This is a genomic window from Actinoplanes sp. GCM10030250, from assembly GCF_042666575.1.
Classification (GTDB): domain Bacteria; phylum Actinomycetota; class Actinomycetes; order Mycobacteriales; family Micromonosporaceae; genus Actinoplanes.
This window is the reverse complement of record NZ_JBHTDO010000013.1, coordinates 192,289-209,624: the sequence shown is the minus strand read 5'-3', so window position 1 is coordinate 209,624 and position 17,336 is coordinate 192,289. Positions and strand designations below refer to the sequence as shown.

General features: G+C 69.2%; 17 protein-coding genes. 2 read left to right on the top strand and 15 right to left on the bottom strand.

The features are described from left to right. Positions 1-281: 281 nt before the first annotated feature. The 5 genes from tatC to ACFQV6_RS19195 form a co-directional block, all read right to left on the bottom strand. Positions 282-1,322 (bottom strand): twin-arginine translocase subunit TatC, encoded by a 1,041-nt coding sequence (tatC, locus tag ACFQV6_RS19215; RefSeq protein ID WP_378028867.1) that lies wholly within the window; start codon positions 1,320-1,322, stop codon positions 282-284. Between the two features lie 11 nt (positions 1,323-1,333). Further along, on the bottom strand, positions 1,334-1,717 hold the full coding sequence (gene tatA, locus ACFQV6_RS19210) for a Sec-independent protein translocase subunit TatA (RefSeq protein ID WP_378028866.1): 384 nt from the start codon (positions 1,715-1,717) through the stop codon (positions 1,334-1,336). 131 nt (positions 1,718-1,848) lie between these two features. Continuing rightward, complete coding sequence (locus ACFQV6_RS19205) at positions 1,849-2,091, bottom strand: hypothetical protein (RefSeq protein WP_378028877.1); 243 nt, start codon at positions 2,089-2,091, stop codon at positions 1,849-1,851. A 15-nt stretch (positions 2,092-2,106) separates the two neighbouring features. Continuing rightward, the gene (locus ACFQV6_RS19200; RefSeq protein WP_378028865.1) at positions 2,107-3,138 is read right to left on the bottom strand and encodes a helix-turn-helix transcriptional regulator; all 1,032 of its coding nucleotides are present in this window, start codon (positions 3,136-3,138) and stop codon (positions 2,107-2,109) included. Further along, positions 3,135-4,148: a helix-turn-helix transcriptional regulator gene (locus ACFQV6_RS19195; protein ID WP_378028864.1), complete on the bottom strand. Its 1,014-nt coding sequence runs from the start codon at positions 4,146-4,148 to the stop codon at positions 3,135-3,137. The genes ACFQV6_RS19200 and ACFQV6_RS19195 overlap by 4 nt, the downstream gene beginning before the upstream one ends. Before the next feature lie 67 nt (positions 4,149-4,215). Between ACFQV6_RS19195 and ACFQV6_RS19190 the strand changes: the two genes are divergently transcribed. After that, on the top strand, positions 4,216-5,193 hold the full coding sequence (locus tag ACFQV6_RS19190) for a cation diffusion facilitator family transporter (RefSeq protein ID WP_378028863.1): 978 nt from the start codon (positions 4,216-4,218) through the stop codon (positions 5,191-5,193). 10 nt (positions 5,194-5,203) lie between these two features. Beyond that, complete coding sequence (locus tag ACFQV6_RS19185) at positions 5,204-6,286, top strand: DUF3866 family protein (protein ID WP_378028862.1); 1,083 nt, start codon at positions 5,204-5,206, stop codon at positions 6,284-6,286. Here ACFQV6_RS19185 and ACFQV6_RS19180 read toward each other — a convergent pair. From ACFQV6_RS19180 to arc, 10 genes are all read right to left on the bottom strand, one after another. Then, positions 6,262-7,707: a diguanylate cyclase gene (locus tag ACFQV6_RS19180; protein WP_378028861.1), complete on the bottom strand. Its 1,446-nt coding sequence runs from the start codon at positions 7,705-7,707 to the stop codon at positions 6,262-6,264. The genes ACFQV6_RS19185 and ACFQV6_RS19180 overlap by 25 nt on opposite strands. 90 nt (positions 7,708-7,797) lie before the next feature. After that, complete coding sequence (locus tag ACFQV6_RS19175; protein ID WP_378028860.1) at positions 7,798-8,010, bottom strand: hypothetical protein; 213 nt, start codon at positions 8,008-8,010, stop codon at positions 7,798-7,800. A 126-nt stretch (positions 8,011-8,136) separates the two neighbouring features. After that, positions 8,137-9,495 carry a Pup--protein ligase gene (gene pafA, locus ACFQV6_RS19170; RefSeq protein ID WP_378028859.1) on the bottom strand — a complete coding sequence of 453 codons (1,359 nt, stop codon included), beginning with the start codon at positions 9,493-9,495 and terminating at the stop codon, positions 8,137-8,139. Positions 9,496-9,885: 390 nt separating this feature from the next. After that, positions 9,886-10,767 carry a proteasome subunit alpha gene (prcA, locus tag ACFQV6_RS19165; RefSeq protein ID WP_378028858.1) on the bottom strand — a complete coding sequence of 294 codons (882 nt, stop codon included), beginning with the start codon at positions 10,765-10,767 and terminating at the stop codon, positions 9,886-9,888. A 32-nt stretch (positions 10,768-10,799) separates the two neighbouring features. Continuing rightward, positions 10,800-11,639, bottom strand: coding sequence for a proteasome subunit beta (gene prcB / locus ACFQV6_RS19160; protein ID WP_378028857.1), 840 nt, complete (start codon positions 11,637-11,639; stop codon positions 10,800-10,802). Continuing rightward, positions 11,558-12,229, bottom strand: a complete 672-nt coding sequence (locus tag ACFQV6_RS19155; protein WP_378028856.1) for an endonuclease VII domain-containing protein — start codon at positions 12,227-12,229, stop codon at positions 11,558-11,560. The genes prcB and ACFQV6_RS19155 overlap by 82 nt, the downstream gene beginning before the upstream one ends. A gap of 5 nt (positions 12,230-12,234) precedes the next feature. Further along, entirely contained in the window at positions 12,235-12,450 is a 216-nt protein-coding gene (locus tag ACFQV6_RS19150) for a ubiquitin-like protein Pup (protein ID WP_229076444.1), read from the bottom strand. 100 nt (positions 12,451-12,550) lie between these two features. Next, positions 12,551-14,068 (bottom strand): depupylase/deamidase Dop, encoded by a 1,518-nt coding sequence (gene dop, locus ACFQV6_RS19145; RefSeq protein ID WP_378028855.1) that lies wholly within the window; start codon positions 14,066-14,068, stop codon positions 12,551-12,553. Positions 14,069-14,115: 47 nt separating this feature from the next. After that, the gene (locus ACFQV6_RS19140) at positions 14,116-15,378 is read right to left on the bottom strand and encodes an acyltransferase family protein (RefSeq protein WP_378028854.1); all 1,263 of its coding nucleotides are present in this window, start codon (positions 15,376-15,378) and stop codon (positions 14,116-14,118) included. 58 nt (positions 15,379-15,436) lie between these two features. Continuing rightward, positions 15,437-17,218 (bottom strand): proteasome ATPase, encoded by a 1,782-nt coding sequence (arc, locus tag ACFQV6_RS19135; RefSeq protein WP_378028853.1) that lies wholly within the window; start codon positions 17,216-17,218, stop codon positions 15,437-15,439. Positions 17,219-17,336: the final 118 nt, after the last annotated feature.

Sequence of the window (17,336 nt, the reverse complement as noted above, 5' to 3'; positions counted from 1 at the left end):
CCAGGCATCCCTCCGCCACCCCCAGGCCCGTCCCCGCTCCCATCCGAGCATGGCCAGCCGCACACATCGGCGTTACGTGTGCGCCGACAAGGCCCCTGACGTGCCTGAACGCGCACACAACCTCAACGTGTGCGCCTAACTCCCAGAAGGCGATAACCGCGGCGAAGGCGACCCGCGACGCGCAGCCGAAGCCCCGAAGCGGAACCACCGCCGCCACCGCGAAACGAAACGACCGCCGCCCCGGCAACAGGGCGGCGGTCATCAGTTCCGAACGAACGAACTCAGGTCATGTCGTCAAAACGGCGTTCCAGCGGCGCAGGCTTAGCCACCGGTGCGGGCCCGTCGATAGGCGCCCGCCCATCAATCGGGGACCGCCCATCAATCGGGGACCGCCCATCAATCGGCGTGCGCCCGTCAATCGGCGTAGGCCCGTCGATCGAGGTCGGCGCCTCGATCGGGTCCGATGCCCCGACCGGCACACGTTCCTCGGCGAGCGGCGAGATCTCGTCGTCGTCAAGCCCGGCGTAGATCTCCTTGCCCCGGCCCTTGCGCCTGTCGTTGAGGAAGGCGACACCGACGGCGATGAAGTACAGCAGGGTGATGCAGCCCGCCAGCAGCGTCATCCCGAACGGCCCCGGGTCGGGGGTGGCGATCGCCGCGAACACGAACGACAGGAACACCACCGCACGCCACCAGCTGAGGAGCCGGGCCGCACTGACCACGCCGGTGAAGTTCAGCATCAGCAGGAGCAGCGGGAACTCGAACGCCGCGCCGAACAGCAGCAGCATGTTCATCACAAAGCCGACGTACGACGTGACCTCGAGTTTGGTCGGCTCGCCGATGACACCGGCCTGCATGATGAAGGCCAGGCTGTGGCCGATCACGAAGTAGGCGAGGACCACGCCGGCGCTGAAGAGCGGCGTGGCGAGTGCCACGAAGATGTATGCCCATTTGCGCTCGTGCCGGTGCAGGCCCGGAGCGACGAACGCCCAGAGCTGGTAGAGCCAGACCGGGGCGCTGACGACCAGGCCCACCCACAGCGCGATCTTCAGCCGCAGCATGAGCTGGTCGGTCACCGCGAGCGTGATGAACTCGCAGCTGCCCGACTGGTCGGCGGAGCTGGGCAGGTCACAGTAGGGAGCCTTGAGGATCCCGAAGACCCACTGGGAGATGACGAAGCCGACGATCAGACCCACGACGACGGCCACCGACGCCACGAAGAGCCGGTTACGCAGCTCCCGGACGTGCTCGATGAGTGTCATCGAGCCGTCGGCGGCCTGCTCGAACTTGGTCGGCCCCGGGCGGCGCAGACTCAGACGCATCGGCCCGGGGGTCAGCGGTCGTTGGTGCGCTGCACCGGGTCGACGAACGGCTGCGCCTGCGGCTGCTGGTAGCCCGCGGGCGGCGGCTGGTAACCGGCCGGCGGCTGCTGCTCATAACCGGCGGGCGGGGCCTGCTGGTAGCCGGGGGGCGGCGCCTGCTGGTAGCCCTGTTGCTGGTACGGCTGCTGCACCTCACCCTGAAGCGGCGTGCGGCTGTGCTGCGGCTCGGCCTTCTCCGCGACGTTGTCGTCGTCGACGAGACCCTTGGTCTCCGCCTTGATGATGCGCAGCGAGCGCCCGAGGGAGCGGGCCGCGTCAGGCAGCCGCTTCGCGCCGAAGAGCAGCACGAGGACCACGACGAGAACGATGATGTGCCATGGCTTCAGCACGCCCATGGGATGACTCCAGTCGGTCGGATCAGGTTGCGGGGTCCATCGTACGTGTGGTTTCTGGAGAAGTTGCCCGCCGGAGGGCCCATGATTCTTATGATCTTGAGAAGTCCCGGGCAACCGGGCACGAACAGCCGTTAGCGTCCCAGTCCGGCCTGGATCTGAGCGACCCGGCCCTGCGCGATCTCAGCACGGTCCTGCAAGCCCTGCACGGTCTGCTGCAGGGACTCGGCCCCCGCCTGCAGCCGCAGCGCCTCCTCCTGCCGCCGCTGCAACCGGCGCGCCGCACGCTGCAACCCGGACAACCGCCCGAGCAGGCGCACAGCAAGGGACACCAGCACGACCAGCGCGATCGCCACCACCGCGATCCAGACCCACATCACCACCCGGCCACCCTACCGGCCCGGCTCGGCCCCGGCCCCATCCGGCGCGGAAAGAAGCCCCGGCGAGGGCGGGGACGCGACCGGGGGAGGACCCGGCGCCGCGTACTGATCCAGGGCGGTCGTCGCCTGGGCACGGATCCGCTCCACCAGCTCGGGCGGCCCGAGCACGGTCACCTCCGGCCCGACCCCGGCCAGGAACCGCTGCGCCCACCCCAGATCGGTCACCCGCATCGTGACCAGCCACTCCGGCGAATCCCGCCGCACCTCTTCGACCGGGTAGTACTCGGTGATCCACCGCCCGCCCCGGGCCACCCGCAGCGTCACCAGCGGCAACTCCGGCCCCGGCCGGAAAACCCCGTCGCTCACGTCGTGCGGCACCGCCTCGACCGGCGGCACCGAGGGCTCCGGCAGCTCGGCCAGCGCGTCGATCCGGTCGATCCGGAACATCCGGGTGCCCTCGGCGCGGCGGCACCACGCTTCCAGGTAGGCGAAGCCCTCCACCATCAGCATCCGCATCGGGTCGACGACCCGCTCGGTGGTCTCGTCGCGGGCCGCGGTGTAGTAGGTGAGGCGCAGTGCGTGTCCCGAATCCACTGCCGCCCGTACCTCAGCGAGTTTCTTCTGATTGGCGGGAAGGCGCACGGCGACCGGTGCGTCCGCCAGATCGCCCGCCGCGCTCTCGATCTTCGCCAGGGCGCGCTCGATGGCGTCGCGGGTGCCGATGCCGGGTGTCTCGGCGAGCATCCGCAGCGCCACCACCAGGGCCAGGGCCTCGTCCGGGTTGAGGCGCAACGGCTTGTCGATGCCGGCGTCGTGGCTGATCGTCACCCGGTCGCCGTCGAACGCCATGTCGATCAGGTCGCCGGGGCCGTACCCGGGAAGCCCGCACACCCAGAGCAGCTCCAGGTCCTCACGCAGCTGCTTGTCGGTCACGCCCAGGTCAGCGGCTGCCTCGGCCACCGCGATGCCGGGCCGGGCCAGCAGGTAGGGCACCAGGTTGAGCAGCCGCCCGAGACGATCAGCCGACGTCCGCGGAGGCGTCACGAGGTCACCGCCGGAGCCACCCGAGCCGCCGGAACCACCGGCTCGTAGCGGACGACCAGCTCCTTGAGCTGCTGGATCACCGCGTCCCGCAGCTCCGGCGGCCCCTCGGCACGAACGTCCGGCCCGTACCCGGCGATCCGGGAGGCCAGCCACTCGGCGTCACCGTACGCAATGGTCAGCCGATCTCCCCCGGGCAGCGCGACAGTCTCGCTCGCCATCCGCCGCAACCCGGCCGCGCGGCCCGGCCGGACCGTGACGATGGCCCGCCCGTTGCGGGCGATCGGCCCCGACGAACGGGCCACATGGCTGATCAGGTCGGCGTCCGCGGGCGGCGCGAAGGCGCCTTCGCGCCCGACCAGGCGCACGTCGCCGACGATCCGGGACAGCCGGAAGCAGCGGGTGGCGGCGCGGTCCCGGTCGTGACCCACCACATACCACCGGCCGCGCCAGCAGACCACGCCCCACGGCTCGAGGCGGCGGGCGCTGGGCTCGTCGCCCTCGGGACGCCGGTATTTGAAGGTCACGGCGCGGCGCTGCCGGGCGGCGGCGGTGAGCGGGCCGAACGACGGGTCGACGGTCACCACCGGCTCGACACCGAGGGTGGCCTGCGGATCGACCTCGACGCCGGCGGCGCGCAGCTTGGCCAGCCCGGAGGAGGCGGCCGCGGCGAGCCCGGCGTGCTGCCAGAGCCGGGCGGCGATGCCGACGGCGGCCGCCTCGTCCGGTTCGAGCAGGATGTCGGGCAGCGCGTACTCCCGCTGGGCGATGCGGTATCCGGGCTCCTGGTCGAAGATGCTCGCCGTACCGGTTTCCAGGGGCACACCCAGCTCGCGCAGCTCGGCCTTGTCCCGCTCGAACTTGCGCTGGAACGCCTCGTGGTCGCGTGGGTCGGAGGGGTCGTGCTCATAACCGGGCACGGTCGCGGCGATCTGGGCGGCAGTCAGGAACCGCCGCGTGGACAGAAGGCAGATCACCAGGTTAACCAGGCGCTCCGTACGAGTGCGCGACACGGCCGCAACGCTAGCAGCCCGCGCCCCCGGGCGGTTATCCCCGCGTCGCCCGGGGAACACCGCGTCGGTGACCCACACCGAGAGCCCCCCGCTCCCCGCTCCCGCCGAACCCTCGAACGGCAAGTCGGAGAGCGTCGGCACCGTCCTGGTGGCCGGTGCCGCCAACCTCGCCATCGCGATCGCCAAGCTGGTCGCGGGGCTGTTGTCCGGCTCGGCCGCGATGCTGTCCGAGGCCGCGCACTCGCTCGCCGACACGGTGACCGAGGTGTTCCTGTACGTGGCCCTGCGCCGCGGCACCAAGCCCGCCGACGAGGAGCACCCGTTCGGGTACGGCAAGGAGAGTTACGTCTGGGCCTTCATCGCCGCCCTGTTCACGTTCGTCGGCGGTGCCGGCTTCTCCATCTATCACGGCGTCACCACGATCCTCAGCGGTGAGCACACCGGCCAGTACCTGGTGTCGTACATCGTCCTCGCGGTCGCCTTCATCGCCGAGGGCGCCTCGTTCCTCAAGGCCGTGCGCCAGGTGCGCAACGCGTCCCAGCGCTGGCACACCTCGCCGCGGCGGTTCCTGCGGCTCACCTCGGACACCACGGTCAAGGCGGTGTTCTTCGAGGACGCGGCAGCGCTGATCGGCCTGCTGCTGGCCGCCGCCGGTCTCGGCCTGGCCCAGGCCACCGGCTCGGAGGTCTGGGACGGGGTGGCCTCGATCCTGATCGGCCTGCTCCTGCTGGTGGTCGCCTCGGTGCTGGCCCTGAGCAACGTGTCGCTGCTGGTCGGCCGGTCGGTGCCGCGGCGGGTGCACAACGAGATCGCCCGGGACATCGCCGCGATCCCGGTCGTCACGGCGGTGCCGACGCTGTTCACCATGCAGATCGGACCCGGCGAGATCCTGGTGGCGGCGAAGGTGGACTTCGCCGACGAGGTGAGCGGCGCGGCGATCGAGGAGGCGTCCGACGAGGCCGAACGGCGGCTGCAGGAGCGCTTTCCGGAGATCCGCTACGTGTTCCTCGACCCGACGAGGTCCAGGCAGCACGGCTCCTTATAAAGTCCCCGCCATGGTGCGGTGGCGGTCCGGGACGGTCCTTGCGGTGCGGCGCAGCTGGCGCGGCGCCGTCGAACTCGATGTGGAGACCGAGGGCGGGCCGCTGCGCGCCCTGGCCTATCCCGGCCTGGTCGGATCGCCCGAACCGGGCGACCGGGTGCTACTCAACGTGGGTGCGCTGGTGATGGGTCTGGGCACTGGGGGGTACGCCCTGGTCGTCGCCATTCCCGACCGGCTCCCGCCCGACCCGCCCGCCGACGGCTCCACTCGCGACGGCGGTCACCTGGTGAAAGCCCGCTACACCCCGCTCCAGCCGATCCTGCTCGGCGTCGACGAGGAGGCGTCACCGCACCGCGCGGTGATGGCCGCCGCCACCTCGATCGACGGCATGCCGGTGGTCACCGCCGACCTGCACTCGGCGCTCCCGGCGATCCTCGCGGGTGTCCACGCCGACCGCCCGGACGCCCGGGTCGCCTACCTGATGACCGACGGCGGTGCGCTGCCGGCGTGGTTCTCCCGGACGCTCGACGGCCTGCGCGACCACCTCGCCGGGACTGTGACCACGGGTCAGGCATTCGGCGGTGACCTGGAGGCGAGCACCGTGCACACCGGCCTGCTCGCCGCGCGCCACGTGCTCGGTGCGGACGTCACCGTCGTGGCGCAGGGCCCCGGCAACCTGGGTACCGGCACGACCTGGGGGTTCTCCGGGGTGGCGCTCGGCGAGGCGATCAACGCGATCGGGGTGCTGGGCGGGCGGCCGGTCGGCTCGCTGCGGATCTCCGGCGGGGACGGGCGGGAGCGGCACCGCGGCGTGTCGCATCACAGCCTCACGGCGTACGGAAGAATTGCTCTTGTCCGCACCGACCTGCCGGTGCCCGACGGCCTGGACCCCGCCCTGGCCGCCGCGGTCGACGCCGCGCTCGCGCCGCTGAGCGCGCGGCACCGCCTGATCCGCGTCCCGAGCGACGGCCTCGACCAGGCCTTACGCGCGAGCCCGGTGCCGCTCTCCACGATGGGCCGCAGACTCGACCAGGACCACGGCTACTTCCTGTCCGCCGCCGCGGCGGGCCGTCACGCCGCCGCGCTGCTCGCCTGAGAGATCTGGTTCCGGCCGGCCGCCTTTGCTTCATACAATGCCGCGTCCGCACGTTGCAGCAGCTCGTCGGACGTCTCGATGCCGTCCCACACCGCAAGCCCGGCCGAGAACGTCTGCCCCAGCGGCGTGACCGCCAGCGCCCGGTCCAGTGCCTGACGGCCCTCACCGGCGTCCGCCCCCGGCAGCAGGACCACGAACTCCTCACCGCCGTACCGCGCGATCACATCGACCTCCCGCAGCGTCGCGTGCCACGCCGCGCTGGCCTCCTTCAGCAACCGGTCACCAGCCGGGTGACCGTGGGCGTCGTTGAAACCCTTGAAATGGTCGAGGTCGAGGATCGCCACCGACACCGGCGTCCGGTCACGGCGGGCCCGTTCCAGGGCGCGGGGCAGCTCGTCGTTCCAGGCGCGCCGGTTGGGCAGGCCGGTCAGCTCGTCCGAACGGGCCAGGTCGCGCACCTGGCGGGCGTGCCGCTCCACCTCCCGGACCAGCAGCGCCATCCGGGACACGACCAGCAGGAACAGCGCCGCCGAGCCGAACACGAACGCCCAGCCGTTGCGCACATACCCGGCTTCCAGCTGCACACCCAGCAGCGCCGGTGCGATCAGCGAGGCACCGGCGAGCAGCGCGAGCAGGCCCGGACCGAGCCGGACCGGCGGCGTCTCCGCGCGGGTGGCGACACGGCGGGCGTCGGCGTGCAGCGCCGCGATGCCGAACAGCAGGAACGCCACCAGGAACACCGACTCGAGCGGGCGGCGGAACCAGCGGGCACCCTCCAGAGCGACGCCGAGATCACCGAGATTGCCGAGCACCACCCACGCCGTGTCACCGATCAGGAACGCCGCCAGCCCGCCGGTGATCCACCAGAACGAGGCACCGCGACTGCCACCGCTGCGCAGCAGGCGGGTCATCATGCCGATCAAAAGAAGATCACCGATCGGGTACGCCACTTGCGTCGCATGCGCCCACCGGGTCATCTGATCGCCGGCGTCCTCCGGCGCGATCACGTAGACCCAGGCCAGCAGCCCGAACCCGATCGTGATGGTGGCCGCGTCGATCAGCGCGGTCCAGTCCCGCCGCCGGTCGCGCCGCCGCACCAGGACGGCGAGCCCCAGCGCGCAGGCCGGGTAGAGACTCAGGAACAGCGGATCGGCCGGGGTCGGCAGGTCGACCAGGCCGAAGTACTCCTCGCTGACGATCGCGACGCCGATGCCGGTCGCGTTCAGGAGGATTCCGGTGGCGAAACACCACCAGGGCAACCGGTCGGCACGGGGCAGCCGGCGAGCGCCCAGCAGGATCGCGGCGGTGGCCGCCCAGCCGATCGCCACCTGCCAGGCGGCCGTCCACCAGCCGGTGTCCGGCAGAACCTGATAGCCCGCGACGGCCAGGACCGCCACCACTGTGAACCGCGCACTCGCCACGGACTCAGCACACGGCATCGCGGTTGACGGCGGGTTGCCCGCTCAGTTGCAAACGGGTTGTTCTCAGGAGGTGATGATCAGGTGTCGTTCTCAGGAGGTGATGATCAGGTACAGCCAGCCGGCGACGAGCAGGCCCAGCACTGCGGCGAGCAGCCACGTCGGTACCCAGTGCCGGCCGTGTTTGGCCTGCTGAACCTGCTGGTAGACCTTCTCCCGGCGGCGCTCGACACGGCGGAAACGGACTTCGGAGTCGGTGCGCTCGGGAGGATCGGGAAGGTCGGGCTGGCCGGGTGCTGAAGTCATAACCCGGCCAGCCTAGCCCGCCGTCACATGCCGGCGATCAGCCGCTCCGCTCCGTCGATCACATGCTGGCGATCAACCGCTCCACCCGCTCGTCACATGCTGGCGATCAACCGCTCCACCCGCTCGTCACATGCTGGCGATCAACCGCTCCACCCGCTCGTCATAGGCCCGGAACGGGTCCTTGCACAACACGGTCCGCTGCGCCTGGTCGTTGAGCTTCAGATGCACCCAGTCGACGGTGAAGTCGCGCCGCTTCTCCTGCGCGTGCTTGATGAACTCGCCGCGCAGACGGGCCCGCGTGGTCTGCGGCGGCGTCTCCTTCGCCTCGTAGATCTGCAGGTCGTTGGCGATCCGGTCGACCTGCTTGCGCTTCTCCATCAACGCGTACAGCCCGCGGCCGCGGCGCACGTCGTGGTACGCCAGGTCCAGCTGAGCGATCCGCGGGTGCGACATCGGGATCTCGTGCTTGGCCTGGTACCGCTCGATCAACTTGTACTTCGACACCCAGTCGATCTCCCGCGAGACCGAGTCGAGGTTGCCCGACTCGACCGCGTTGAGCACCCGGCCCCACAGCTCCACCACGCGCTTGGCGACCGGGTCGCCGCCACGCCGCTCGACGAACTCGGTCGCCTTCGACAGGTATTCCTGCTGGATCTCCAGCGCGGAGACCTCTTTGTTGTTCGCCAGTCGGATCTTGCGGCGGCCGGTGATGTCGTGGCTGACCTCGCGGATCGCCCGGATCGGGTTCTCCAGGGTCAGGTCACGCATCACCACACCCGCCTCGATCATCCGCAGCACGATGTCCGCGGCGCCGACCTTGAGCAGGGTGGTGACCTCGTTCATGTTCGAGTCGCCGACGATCACGTGCAACCGCCGGTAACGCTCGGCGTCGGCGTGCGGCTCGTCCCTGGTGTTGATGATCGGCCGGGACCGGGTGGTGGCGCTGGAGACGCCCTCCCAGATGTGCTCGGCCCGCTGCGACAGGCAGAACACCGCGCCGCGCGGCGTCTGCAGCACCTTGCCCGCGCCGCAGATCAGCTGACGCGTGACCAGGAACGGGATCAGCACATCAGCCAGCCGCCCGAACTCGCCGTGCCTGCTGACCAGGTAGTTCTCGTGGCAACCATACGAGTTGCCGGCCGAGTCGGTGTTGTTCTTGAAGAGATAGATCTCCCCCGCGATCCCCTCGTCGTGCAGCCGCTTCTCAGCGTCGACGAGCAGACCTTCCAGAATCCGCTCCCCGGCCCGGTCGTGCGCGACCAGGTCGGTGACGGAATCGCACTCGGGGGTCGCGTATTCAGGGTGGGAACCGACATCGAGGTAGAGGCGTGCGCCGTTGCGGAGGAACACATTGCTGCTGCGTCCCCAGGACACCACTCGGCGGAACAGGTAGCGGGCCACCTCATCCGGCGACAGCCGCCGCTGCCCCCGATAGGTGCACGTGACTCCGTACTCGGTCTCGAGGCCGAAAATTCGCCGTTCCATGACGAAACACTAGCCGTAAGAAACGGTTCAGCGGCAGTCACAACTCGCGCTTTCCCGTTTACTCCCGGTCGACCCGCCCCACAAACCCTCACCCCACCACGCCACGGGCTCTGCCACGCCGCACGCCTCGCACCCGCACAGGGCCGCACGCCATCGCCGCAGCTGCCACGAACGTCCGCGTAAGCCCGAGCCCAGCGGGGGTAGCCGCACACATTGGCCTTACGTGTGCCGCGACAAGGCCCCTGACGTGGGTAAACGCGCACACAACCTCAACGTGTGCGCCCATCAACGCCCGTCCCAGCACCTCCCGGCCGCCGAGCCTCAATCCCGAGCCACCGCAACCCGAGCCCCCGAAAAGCGATGGGCGCGGCCCCCGGCCGCGCCCATCGATCACTTCTTCTTCTCAGGCCCCGAATTCTTGCCCGGCCCCGAACTCGCCGGCCCCGAACTCGCCGGCCCGGCACTCGCCGGCCCAGCACTCTCCTTGTCAGCCGAAGCCGCCGAGATCGTCGGCTTGGCCTCAGCCGGTGCCGGCGGCGCCGAGTCCACGTCCCCCAGATCCGCCTCCGCCACCGACTCGTGCCCCAGCAGACTGGTCAGAGACGCCCCGGCGATCCGCCGGAACGCCCGCCCCTGCCGGCGCCGGTCCAGCACCGCCACCTCGAGCTGCTTGGCCTCCAGCGTGCGGGTCTGCCCGTTCTCCCCGCCGACCGACCCGAGCGCCTCCCGCGCCAGCGTCAGCGCGGTGGTCAGGTCGGCCGCACCGTCGTGCCGCTCGCGCAGCATGTTCGCGATGGCCTCGGCCTGGCCGCCCATCGCCATGAAGCCCGGCTCGTCCATGACCGAACCGTCATACGTGATCCGGTAGAGCTCGTCCTGCTCGGCCGAGGCACCGACCTGCGCGACGCAGATCTCCACCTCGTACGGCTTCTGCGTCTCCGAGAAGATCGCACCGAGCGTCTGCGTGTACGTGTTAGCCAGCGCCCGCGCCGTCACGTCCCGCCGGTCGTAGCTCAGGCCGACCATGTCAGCCATCCGCACGCCGCCGCGCCGCAGCGCTTCGAACTCGTTGTACCGCCCCACGGCGGCGAACGCGATCTTGTCGTAGATCTCGCTGATCTTGCGAAGGGTGGTGATGTTCTCGGCGACGAGCAGGATGCCGCCCTCGTACGTCAGCACCACGGCCGAGCGGCCACGGGCGATGCCCTTGCGGGCGTACTCCGAGCGGTCCCGCTGAACCTGCTCGGGTGATGCGTAGAACTGCATGGCCACGGGTGGCTACTCCTTCTCCTCAGTAGTGCGGATCAACCGCCCGGGTTGTCCATGCGTGCCTGGACGACCTGCTCGGCCACCGAGGTGATCTCTTCGTCGCTCAGCCGGTGCGTACCGTTAGCCGTCGCGGTCATCACCACCGGATAGATCTTGCGGGTCACATCCGGACCGCCGGTCGCCGTGTCGTCGTCGGCCGCGTCGTAGAGCGCCTCCACAGCGAGCCGGATGGCGTCCTCGGTGCTCACGCCCACCCGGTAACGCTTCTTCAGCGCCGACTTCGCGAACAGCGAACCCGACCCGATCGCCTCGTAACCGGTCTCCTCGTAGAGGCCACCGGCCACGTCGAAGCTGAAGATCCGGCCGGCCCTCGACGCGTCGACGGGCGACAGGTCGAACCCGGCGAAGAGCGGGACCACCGCGAGACCCTGCATCGCGGCACCGAGGTTGCCGCGCACCATGGCCGCGAGGCGGTTCGCCTTGCCGTCGAGGGAGAGCATCGCCCCCTCGATCTTCTCGTAGTGCTCCAGCTCCACCTGGAACAGGCGGATCAGCTCGATACCGATGCCGGCGGTGCCGGCGATACCGATGAGCGAGTACGAGTCGGCGGGGTGCACCTTCTTGATGTCCCGGCTGGCGATCAGGTTGCCCATGGTCGCGCGCCGGTCACCGGCCATCACCACACCGTCGGCAGTCGCGATCGCGACGATCGTGGTGCCGTGCGGCGCGATGTCGGCGGAGAGCCCCGGCGGGAGCGGCCGACGGCCCGGCAACAGCTCCGGGGCGGCCTGACTCAGGAACTGCGTGAAGGAAGACGTCCCCGTGCTGGTGAAGAAATCCGGTAGACGCCCGGATGGATCAAAGCCCGTCGCCACGTGGTTCCTTTCAGGTACGTGATCGCATTGGCAAGGAGAACCGGGTCGTCCCGGAACTGCCCGAGTCCGCCGTTGCAGTTGAAGCACAATATCCCGCGCACCCACCCGGTGCGATGACCGTGATCTACGTGTTGCGGGTCGTTCGCGCCACAAATCGCACAGACACCCCCTTGCTCCGCGAGCAGCTCGGCGACAACGGCGCCGTCGATGCCGTAACGCCGCCGGAGATGGTACTCACGAGATCCGCCGTAGAGCCGGTCCCTCGTCTCCCTCCCGCGGGCGCTGTGGCAGACAAGGCAGTACGTGTGGTATCCGTCAGCCCGCGCTTTGGCGCGCGCGAATTCGGCGAGCGTCTTGACAGACCCGCAATCGGGGCACCACTTCGATCCGTCGGGCACCGGTCCGGGAGGCTTCCTGGCCGGCCGGATGCCACGATTTCGACGGCTCTGCTCGGACCGCTCGGCAGCACACTGCTTGCAGTAGTACGCCAAGCCGTCCGAGCGCCGCTGGTTCTTATGGAACTCAGTGGTGCGAAGAAAGCGCCCACACTGCGGGCACTCCTTTTCGTCCGATCCCCCCGAAACGGACATTTGCCTCATTGACCCCCTTTTTGCACGTACCCTCTCACGAACTCTTCCGCGTTCTCCTCGAGAACGGAGTCGATCTCGTCCAGCAGATCGTCCACATCCTCGGTGATCTCCGCGTGCCGCTCGGCGACCTCGGGATTGGCCTCGACGGTGACGTCCTCGGTCTCCTGGTCGCTGCGGCCCTTGCCACTCTGCGACTGACCACCTGTGTCTCGGGTTGCCATGGATGTCCCCCTTCTCAGCCACCCGAAGTCCTGCAACATCGGGTTGGGAAAAACCTACCTCGCGCCTGTGACAAAACAGTCCACCGGTCCGGCTGTTTTCTCAGCGGCTGGTGATGACCTCGAGCAGGTCCTTCGCACTCTCACAGGTGTCGAAGAGAGCACCGACGTGCTTCTTCGTGCCGCGTTCCGGTTCCATCATCGGCACCCGGACGAGCGACTCCCGGCCCACATCGAAGATCACCGAGTCCCAGCTGGCGGCGACCACTTCGGAGGCGTACTGCGCGAGGCAGCGGCCCCGGAAGTAGGCCCGGGTGTCCTCCGGCGGCTCGTACATGGCGCGCTCGGTGGCCTCCGGCTCGAGCAGGGTCTTCATCGAGCCCCGCGCGACGAGCCGGTGGTAGAGGCCCTTCTCCGGGCGCACGTCGGAGTACTGAAGGTCGACGAGCTGGAGTTTCGGCGACGACCACCCGAGGTCCTCGCGGTCGCGGTAGCCCTCGAGCAGCCGCAGCTTGGCGACCCAGTCGAGGGTGTCGGAGCAGAGCATCGGGTCGCGGCCGAGCTTGTCGAGGGCGTCCTCCCAGCGGTCGAGCACGTCGGCGGTCTGCTCGTCGATGTCGGCGCCGTAGCGCTCGTCGACGAACTGCCGAGCCCGCTCGAAGTAGGCCCACTGCAGGTCGAGCGCGGTGAGCCGGCGCCCGTCGCGGAGCCGCATGAGGTGCTTGAGGGTCGGGTCGTGGCTGACCGCCTTGAGCTCGGAGACCGGGTCGGCGATGCCGAGCTCCCCGGTGAACACCTTCTCCTCGATCATGTTGAGCACCAGGGCCGTGGTGCCCATCTTGAGATAGCTGGCGATCTCGGACAGGTTGGCGTCGCCGATGATGACGTGCAGCCGCCGGTACTTGTCGGCGTCGGCGTGCGGCTCGTCACGGGTGTTGATGATCGGCCGCTTGAGGGTGGTCTCGAGCCCGACCTCGACCTCGAAGAAGTCGGCGCGCGAGGAGATCTGGAAACCCGCACCCGTACCGTCTTGGCCGATGCCGACCCGGCCGACGCCGGTGAAGATCTGCCGGGTCACGAAGAACGGCGTCAGGTGGGCCACGATGTCGGCGAAGGCGGTCTGCCTGCGCATCAGGTAGTTCTCGTGCGACCCGTACGATGCGCCCTTGTTGTCGGTGTTGTTCTTGTAGAGCTGAATCCGGTGGGCGCCCGGGATGGTGGCGGCGCGGCGGGACGCCTCGGCCATGACCCGTTCGCCTGCCTTGTCCCACTTGACGACGTCGAGCGGGTTGGTGCACTCGGGGGTGCTGTATTCCGGGTGAGCGTGGTCGACGTAGAGGCGGGCACCGTTGGTCAGTATTACGTTCGCCAGGCCCAGGTCCTCGTCGGCGAGGGCTTCGGCCGGGTCGTAGGCGGCACCGGAGTAGGTGAAACCGCGGGCGTCGCGCAGCGGCGACTCCTCCTCGTAGTCCCAGCGCGCACGGCCGCCCCGGGTCAGTTCCGGGCGGGCGCCGTAGGCGTTGACCACCTGCGACGAGGTGACCATCGGGTTGGCACCGGGCTGGCCGGGCACCGAAATCCCATATTCGACCTCGGTCCCCATAATCCGTCGAACGCTCATGCGACCACCCTGTCCGCCACGAAGCCAAGCCTGCTCATGCATCGAGCCTAGACGCTCTCACGTTGCTTTCCGAAGCCGCTTGTGCGCGGCGTGCCACCTTGGGTGGCAATGTTGATCACCGGAAAGCGCTCCCCGATCCGGCGGCCGAGCGCCTGCCCGGGCAGTTCCACCCATCGGTGGGCAAGCCAGGCGACCGAAAGCGTTCCCCCCGCGAAGGCCGCCACGATGATCGCGGGATCGCCGGAGAGGCGCACGGCGAGGCCGAGGACGAGCAGGTGCAGCAGGTAGAGCGAGTAGCTCACCGCGCCGAGCCAGGTCAGCACGACCGGCACACGACGGTGGCGCAGCGCGAAGGCGATCGCGAACGTGCCGCTCACCGCACCCGCCATCACCGTCCAGCGCAGCAGCCCGGTGCCGGTGCCGGCCCATTGGTGCAGGGCCACGCCGGCGAAGACCAGCATCAGGGCCGCCACCGCGCCGAACCGCCCGATCTGCCGGTGCTGAACGCGGTGGATCACGGTCCCGGCGAACATCACCGCGAGCATCAGCGCGGCCTGAGCCGAGGACGCGCTGGTCACGAAATGGGTGGCGTGGCCGTTGGCCACGACGAGAAAGACCAGGCAGATGCCCAGGGCGCCGGCCACCGGTGCGAGACGCAGACGACCCATGAGGTACGCGGAAAAGCTCACCGCCATCAGGACAGCGACCACGGCAGCGGTGATCCGCCGCTGCCCCGCCGTGGCGCCCAGCAGGTCACCCGGCAGCCCGCCGCCGGCCAGCGCGACGATCGTCAGGCCCGCCGCCCACCAGGCACTGGCCCGGTGCCACCGCCACGCGAACAGTCCCGCCACCACGAGGTAGAACAGCATCTCGAAGGAGAGCGTCCAGAACGGCCGGACGATCCCGCGTACGCCCAGCAGGTCCACCAGCATCGTGGCGTGTCCGAGAACGGTCGTGGTGGTCTCGGTACCGACTTGCTCCGGCAGCCGGTACAGCCCCGCCGCCGCGAGTCCGAAGGCGATCACGATGGTGAACAGATAGGCGGGATAGATCCGGAAGATCCGGCCGATCCAGAACCGGCGCAGCGAGCCGTGCCGCTCCAGCGACATCGGGATCACGTATCCGCTGACGAGAAAAAAGAGCAGGACGCCGTATTTGCCGAGATCGAACTGCCGGTAGACGTCGAGGTGCCGGGGAGAACCGAGCACCACCGGGCTCAGATGGAACAGGGCGACGACCACCGCCGCATACCCGCGCAGGGCGTCGAGCCAGGCCAGGCGGGGTCCGGTGGGGCGGGGTCCGGTGCGCACACAGGGGTGAACGACAGCAGGGGCGGAGGGAAACCCCTCCGCCCCTGCCGGACGTTCCTTACAGGTACTGGCCGGTGTTGCTGGCGGTCTCGATGGACCGGCCGGCCTCGGCGCCCTTGCCGCCGGAGACGAGCGTGCGGATGTAGACGATCCGCTCGCCCTTCTTGCCGGAGATGCGGGCCCAGTCGTCGGGGTTGGTGGTGTTGGGCAGGTCCTCGTTCTCCCGGAACTCGTCGACGCAGCTGTCGAGCAGGTGCTGCAGCCGGAGGCCCTTCTTGCCGGAGGTGAGGAACTCCTTGATCGCCATCTTCTTGCCGCGGTCCACGATGTTCTGGATCATCGCGCCGGAGTTGAAGTCCTTGAAGTACAGAACTTCCTTGTCACCGTTGGCGTAGGTGACCTCGAGGAAGCGGTTCTCCTCGGTCTCCGTGTACATCCGGAGCACGACCGCCTCGATCATGGCAGCCACCGTGGCGTCACGGTTGCCGCCGTGCTCGGTCAGGTCGTCCCCGCTCAGCGGCAGGTCGGCCAGGATGTACTTGGCGAAGATGTCCTTCGCGGCCTCGGCGTCCGGGCGCTCGATCTTGATCTTCACGTCGAGACGTCCGGGGCGCAGGATGGCCGGGTCGATCATGTCTTCCCGGTTGGAGGCGCCGATGACGATCACGTTCTCCAGGCCCTCGACGCCGTCGATCTCGCTGAGGAGCTGGGGAACGATGGTGTTCTCCACGTCACTGGAGACACCGGAGCCACGGGTCCGGAAGATCGAGTCCATCTCGTCGAAGAACACGATCACCGGCGTGCCTTCGCCGGCCTTCTCCCGAGCCCGCTGGAAGACCAGGCGGATGTGCCGCTCGGTCTCACCCACATACTTGTTCAGCAGCTCCGGGCCCTTGATGTTGAGGAAGTAGCTGGTGTGCTTCTCCTCGCCGCGCCGCTCGGCGATCTTCTTCGCCAGCGAGTTGGCCACCGCCTTGGCGATGAGGGTCTTGCCACAGCCGGGCGGGCCGTAGAGCAGGATGCCCTTCGGCGGGCGCAGCTGGTGCTCCCGGAAGAGGTCGGCGTGCAGGAACGGCAGCTCCACCGCGTCGCGGATCTGCTCGATCTGCGAGTGCAGCCCGCCGATGTCGGTGTAGTCGACGTCGGGGACCTCCTCGAGGACGAGCTCCTCGACCTCGCTCTTCGGAATGCGCTCGTAGGCGTACGCCGAACGGGGTTCGATCATGAGCGAGTCACCGGCGCGCAGCTTGCTGATCTCGAGGGAGTCGGCAAGGAACACGATGCGTTCCTCGTCGGCGTGCGAGACCACCAGCGCCCGGTCACCGAGCGCTCCGTCCGGGCCGGCCAGGACCTCCTTGAGCAGGACGACCTCACCGGACCGCTCGAAGCCGAACGCGTCGACCACGTTGAGCGCGTCGTTGAGCAGGACCTCCTGGCCCCGCTGGAGCTCCTCGACGGCCAGTGACGGCGAGACCGCCACACGGAGCTTGCGCCCGCCGGTGAACACGTCCACCGTGCCGTCCTCGTGCGCTGTCAGGAACACGCCGTAACCGCTGGGCGGCTGGGCGAGCCGGTCAATCTCTTCCTTGAGAGTGACGATCTGGGCCCGGGCTTCCTTGAGGGTCGCCACGAGCCGCTCGTTGTTCTCGGTCACTCGGGCCAGCTGCGCCTGCGTTGCCGCGAGCCGTTCCTCAAGCTGCCGGACGTGTCGGGGGCTCTCCGTCAACTTCCTCCGGACCAGGGCGAGTTCCTCTTGCAGGAACGCAACCTGGCTCGAGAGATCGTTGGCTTCCTTCTCCCATCGTGCGGCGCGGGAGTCCGCTTCGTCGCTACGTGCCACGTCCCACCTCCCCGGGGGGCTCGAACGTCTTGGGATAACACTAGCTGTTGCGAGGCGGTTTTCGACCCATGCAACACCCTCGTCACCGACTCTTGATCGATTGGAACGAACGCCACTG

Bases quoted from the DNA above. Each gene is read 5' to 3' on its own strand.
- tatC (WP_378028867.1), bottom strand. From the start codon at position 1,322: ATGCGTCTGAGTCTGCGCCGCCCGGGGCCGACCAAGTTCGAGCAGGCC.
- tatA (WP_378028866.1), bottom strand. From the start codon at position 1,717: ATGGGCGTGCTGAAGCCATGGCACATCATCGTTCTCGTCGTGGTCCTC.
- ACFQV6_RS19205 (WP_378028877.1), bottom strand. From the start codon at position 2,091: ATGTGGGTCTGGATCGCGGTGGTGGCGATCGCGCTGGTCGTGCTGGTG.
- ACFQV6_RS19185 (WP_378028862.1), top strand. From the start codon at position 5,204: ATGGTGCGGTGGCGGTCCGGGACGGTCCTTGCGGTGCGGCGCAGCTGG.
- ACFQV6_RS19175 (WP_378028860.1), bottom strand. From the start codon at position 8,010: ATGACTTCAGCACCCGGCCAGCCCGACCTTCCCGATCCTCCCGAGCGC.
- pafA (WP_378028859.1), bottom strand. From the start codon at position 9,495: ATGGAACGGCGAATTTTCGGCCTCGAGACCGAGTACGGAGTCACGTGC.
- ACFQV6_RS19155 (WP_378028856.1), bottom strand. From the start codon at position 12,229: ATGTCCGTTTCGGGGGGATCGGACGAAAAGGAGTGCCCGCAGTGTGGG.
- ACFQV6_RS19150 (WP_229076444.1), bottom strand. From the start codon at position 12,450: ATGGCAACCCGAGACACAGGTGGTCAGTCGCAGAGTGGCAAGGGCCGC.
- dop (WP_378028855.1), bottom strand. From the start codon at position 14,068: ATGAGCGTTCGACGGATTATGGGGACCGAGGTCGAATATGGGATTTCG.